The 3833-nt window shown below is 75.0% G+C and carries 3 protein-coding genes; all 3 read right to left on the reverse strand.

Annotated elements, in window-relative coordinates; translation table 11 throughout:
• Positions 1-39 precede the first annotated feature (39 nt).
• The 3 genes from rbsK to WH07_RS29290 are packed head-to-tail and all read right to left on the reverse strand — an operon-like array spanning position 40 to position 3757.
• Positions 40-921 carry a ribokinase gene (rbsK, locus tag WH07_RS29280; RefSeq protein WP_046506450.1) on the reverse strand — a complete coding sequence of 294 codons (882 nt, stop codon included), beginning with the start codon at positions 919-921 and terminating at the stop codon, positions 40-42.
• Positions 918-2435: an ADP-ribosylglycohydrolase family protein gene (locus tag WH07_RS29285; RefSeq protein ID WP_046506451.1), complete on the reverse strand. Its 1518-nt coding sequence runs from the start codon at positions 2433-2435 to the stop codon at positions 918-920. Before WH07_RS29285 ends, rbsK begins: the two co-directional genes overlap by 4 nt.
• Complete coding sequence (locus WH07_RS29290) at positions 2432-3757, reverse strand: ADP-ribosylglycohydrolase family protein (protein ID WP_232789098.1); 1326 nt, start codon at positions 3755-3757, stop codon at positions 2432-2434. The genes WH07_RS29285 and WH07_RS29290 overlap by 4 nt, the downstream gene beginning before the upstream one ends.
• Positions 3758-3833: the final 76 nt, after the last annotated feature.

Here is a 3833-nt window from a genome sequence, read left to right on the forward strand (position 1 = left end):
GCACGGAGCCGGGGGCCGGCATGGGGGCTGGCGCGGTCATCAGGCCTCGATCTCGGTGCGGTACGGCATGGAGGTGGACGCCCCGGGGCGCTGCACACAGAGCGCGGCGGCGGCCGAGGCCCAGCGCATCGCGTCGGGCATCGGCCGGCCCTCGCCGAGGGCCACGGCCAGTGCGCCCACGAAGGTGTCCCCGGCGGCGCTGGTGTCCACGGCCTCGACCGCGGGCGCGGACACGGCGAGGGTCCTGCCGCCCCGGGCCGCGTACAGGCTGCCCGCGGCCCCGAGAGTGATCACGACCTCGGGGACCTGCCGCAGCAGGGCCTCGGCCGCGCCATGGGCGTCGGCGATCCCGGTGAGGGTGGCCGCCTCGTGCTCGTTGGGTACCAGCAGGTCCACCGAGGCGAGCAGATCGGGCGGCAGCGGCTGCGCGGGCGCCGGGGTGAGGACGGTCCGTACGCCATGGCGGCGCGCGGCCCCGGCGCCGGCCCGTACGGCGCTCAGCGGAAGTTCGAGCTGGAGCAGCAGGGTGTCCGCGGCGGCGATCACGGTCTCGTCGCCGGGGACGAGATGGGTGACGGTGCCATTGGCGCCGGGCACGACGACGATCGCGTTGCTCCCCTCGTCGTCCACGACCACATGCGCGGTGCCCGAGGGGCCCTCGACTGTGCGCAGCAGGTCCGTGTCGACGCCGGACGCTTCGAGGGTGTGCCGCAGCCGCTCACCGAACTCGTCCTCGCCGACCGCGCCGATCATCGCCACCTCGCCGCCCGCGCGGGCCGCGGCGACGGCCTGGTTGGCGCCCTTGCCGCCGGGGACCGTACGGAACTTCCGGCCGGTGACGGTCTCGCCGAGCTTCGGGGCGCGCGCGGCGTACGCGACGAGATCCATATTGGTGCTGCCGAGCACCACGATGCCGGTCATGGGCGGAGAGCCTCCCTGTGGGTGAGTTCTGCGAGCGTGTCGAAGCCGATGCCGTCGAAACCGGCGACGGAGGTGGCGAGACGGTTCTTCAGCGGGGCCGTCCACCGCTCGGGCAGAGCGGCCGGATCGCCGGCGAGCAGCCCGGTGACGGAACCGGCTGTCGCGCCGTTCGAATCGGTGTCCCAGCCGCCGGACACGACACGGCAGATGGAGCCGCCGAAGTCGCCGTCGGCATGGGTGAGCGCGGCGGCGAGCAGTGCGGCGTTGGGTACGGAGTGGACCCAGTGGTAGTGGCCGTAGGCGGCGTGGATCCGGTCGACGACAGCCGCGAAGTCCTCCTGCCCGCGGGCGGCTCCGATGCCGAAGCGCACGGCCTCGGCGAGCCGGGACCCCGGCGGTACGACGGACAGCCCGGCCCGCAGACAGGTGTGTACGTCCTCGGGGCCGGTGATGTACGGCCCGGCCGCGGCGGCGATCATGCCCGCGACGAACATCGCGCCGTACACCCCGTTCGCGGTGTGGGTCAGCGTCGCCTCCCGGTGCGCCCGCGCGGCGGCGGCCCCGGGGGCGCCGGGGTGCGTCCAGCCGTGCGCGTCGGCGCGGATCGCCGCGCCGATCCACTCCCGGAACGGATTGCGGTACCGGGCGGTGTCGGGCGGCTCGATCCCGCAGAGCAGATTGCGGTACGCGACTCGCTCGGCGGTGAACGTGCAGCCGGCGGGCAGCTCGTCCAGCCAGACCCGGGCGACGTCCGAGGTGGTGAAGGAGCGGCCGTGGCGGCGCAGGAGCAGCAGATTGAGGAGCGGGTAGTTGAGGTCGTCGTCCTCGGGCATGCCGTCGATGTTCTCGGCGAGGGAGGTCGGCGCGGAGCGCCGGTTCCAGGGGTACGCGTCGGCGAGTCCGGGGGGCAGGCCCTCGGCGGTGAACCAGGTGCGCAGGGGCCAGTTGCCGGTGGCGCGGGCGAGGGCGCGGATGCCGGTGAGGGGGAGCTTCTCGACGGGCTTGCCGAGCAGACAGCCGGCGGCCCGCCCGAGCCAGGCGGCATGGAGCCGGGCGACGGTGAGACGGCCGGCGGCTGCCGGACCGTTTCCGGCCGCGCTCGGCGTACCGTACGTCCGGCCCGGCGAGGCGGCCGTACCGTACGGCAGGTCCCGCGCGGCGGGTGCGGTGCCTTCGGTACGGGCCCCGGGTGCGGCTGGTCCGTCGCCGGGCCCGGGGCGGGCGGCCGGCCACCCCGGGCAGAGGGACGTGATCGCCGCCAGCTCCGTCGGCTCGTACTGCTCCTGGGGGCAGGGGAGCCGCGCCAGTTCGTCGAGCAGTTCCTCCGCCAGCGCGCGCAGACGCGGGGGTGCGGGCGCCGGGGAGGCGCCCGTGCGGGGCGGGGTGACGGGGCCGCCCGCCGTGTGCCAGCGGTCGGCGACGGCCTTGGCGTCGCGGCCGTCCTCCTCGGCCTGCCGCAGTTCGTGGCCGACCAGATCCTCCGGCTGCACCCAGGTCAGACGGAGGTCCGTCATCGGGCCGCCGCCGGCCGGATCTCCGCGTGCTGTGCGTCGTGCGGGGCGCGGTGCCCGGTCTCGCCCGCGGTGTTCAACGAGGCCGGCGTGTCCGGCGAGGCCGCGGTGTTCGACGGGGCCGGGGTGTTCCGAGCGGTCGGGGTGTCCGGCGCGGTCGGCGTGTCCGGCACGTCGCTCAGCCGGTCGTCCGTCAGGCGCCGGAACGCCGACTCGTGCGCCCGGCGCCGCTCCGTGTCCCTGATGAACATCTCGTACGCCACCTCCGTCAGCGCCTGCGCCGGGGCGTGCAGATCGAGGCGGCTCGCGTCGGCCACCCGGTGCGCCCAGTCCGCCGGGATCGCGGCCTCGCCGCCCAGCGCCCCGGCGAGCGCACCGCTCATGGTGGCGATGGAGTCGCAGTCCCTGCCGTAGTTGACCGAGCCCAGCACCGTACGGTGATAGTCGCCCCCGCCGATCAGCAACATGCCAAGCGCGATGGGGAGTTCCTCGATGGAGTGCAGCCGGGAGGGGCGGCGGGCGCCCAGCGAGGGGCTGCGGTAGTGGGGGCCGACCGTGTCGAAGGGGGCGACGGCCTCGCGCAGTCCGCGCAGTGCCGACCCCGTGTCGCGGTGCCGGGCGGCGACGTCGCACACCGCCTCGATCGCCGCGCGCGTACCGTCCTTCGCGAGGCGGAGACAGGTCTCGACGACGGTCGCGGCTGTGGCGTCCGGGAGACAGGCGGCGGCGACCGCGGCCGCGAACACCCCGGCGGCCTCCCGCCCGTACGACGACTGGTGCGCGCCCGCGATGTCGATGGCCTCGGCGTACGCGGCGGCCGGATGCGCGGCGTTGACCAGCCCGACCGGCGCCATGTACATCGCCGCGCCGCAGTTCACGATGTTCCCGGTGCCCGCCTCGCGCGGGTCGACATGCCCGTAGTGCAGCCGTGTGACCAGCCACTTCTCGGCGAGGAAGAGCCGCTGGAGCAGCAGCGCCTCGCTCTCCAGCTCGGGGATCCAGCGTGGGACGGTCATCAGGTCGGGGACGAGATGGTCGGCGATCGCGTACGCGTCGAGATGGTCGCGGACCTTTTCGTACACCCGGATCAGCGCATGGGTCATCAAGGTGTCGTCGGTGACATGGCCGTCGCCCTTGTGGTACGGCGCGATGGGTCGGGCGGTGCGCCAGTTGTCGTTCCAGGGGCCGACGATGCCGGAGACCCGGCCGCCGTGGCGCTCGACGATCTGTTCGGGGGAGTAGCCCTCGACCGGGCCGCCGAGCGCGTCGCCGACGGCCGCTCCGATCAGACAGCCGGTGACCCGGTCAGCGAGCGTGCGCGTCACCGTGCGCGCGGAGGGGGTGCCCTGCGGGCGCGCGGTGGCGGCCGGGGCCGGGGTGGGGGGAGGGCCCAGCGTCGTC

The sequence above is a fragment of the Streptomyces odonnellii genome, from assembly GCF_000981895.1.
Lineage (GTDB): Bacteria > Actinomycetota > Actinomycetes > Streptomycetales > Streptomycetaceae > Streptomyces > Streptomyces odonnellii.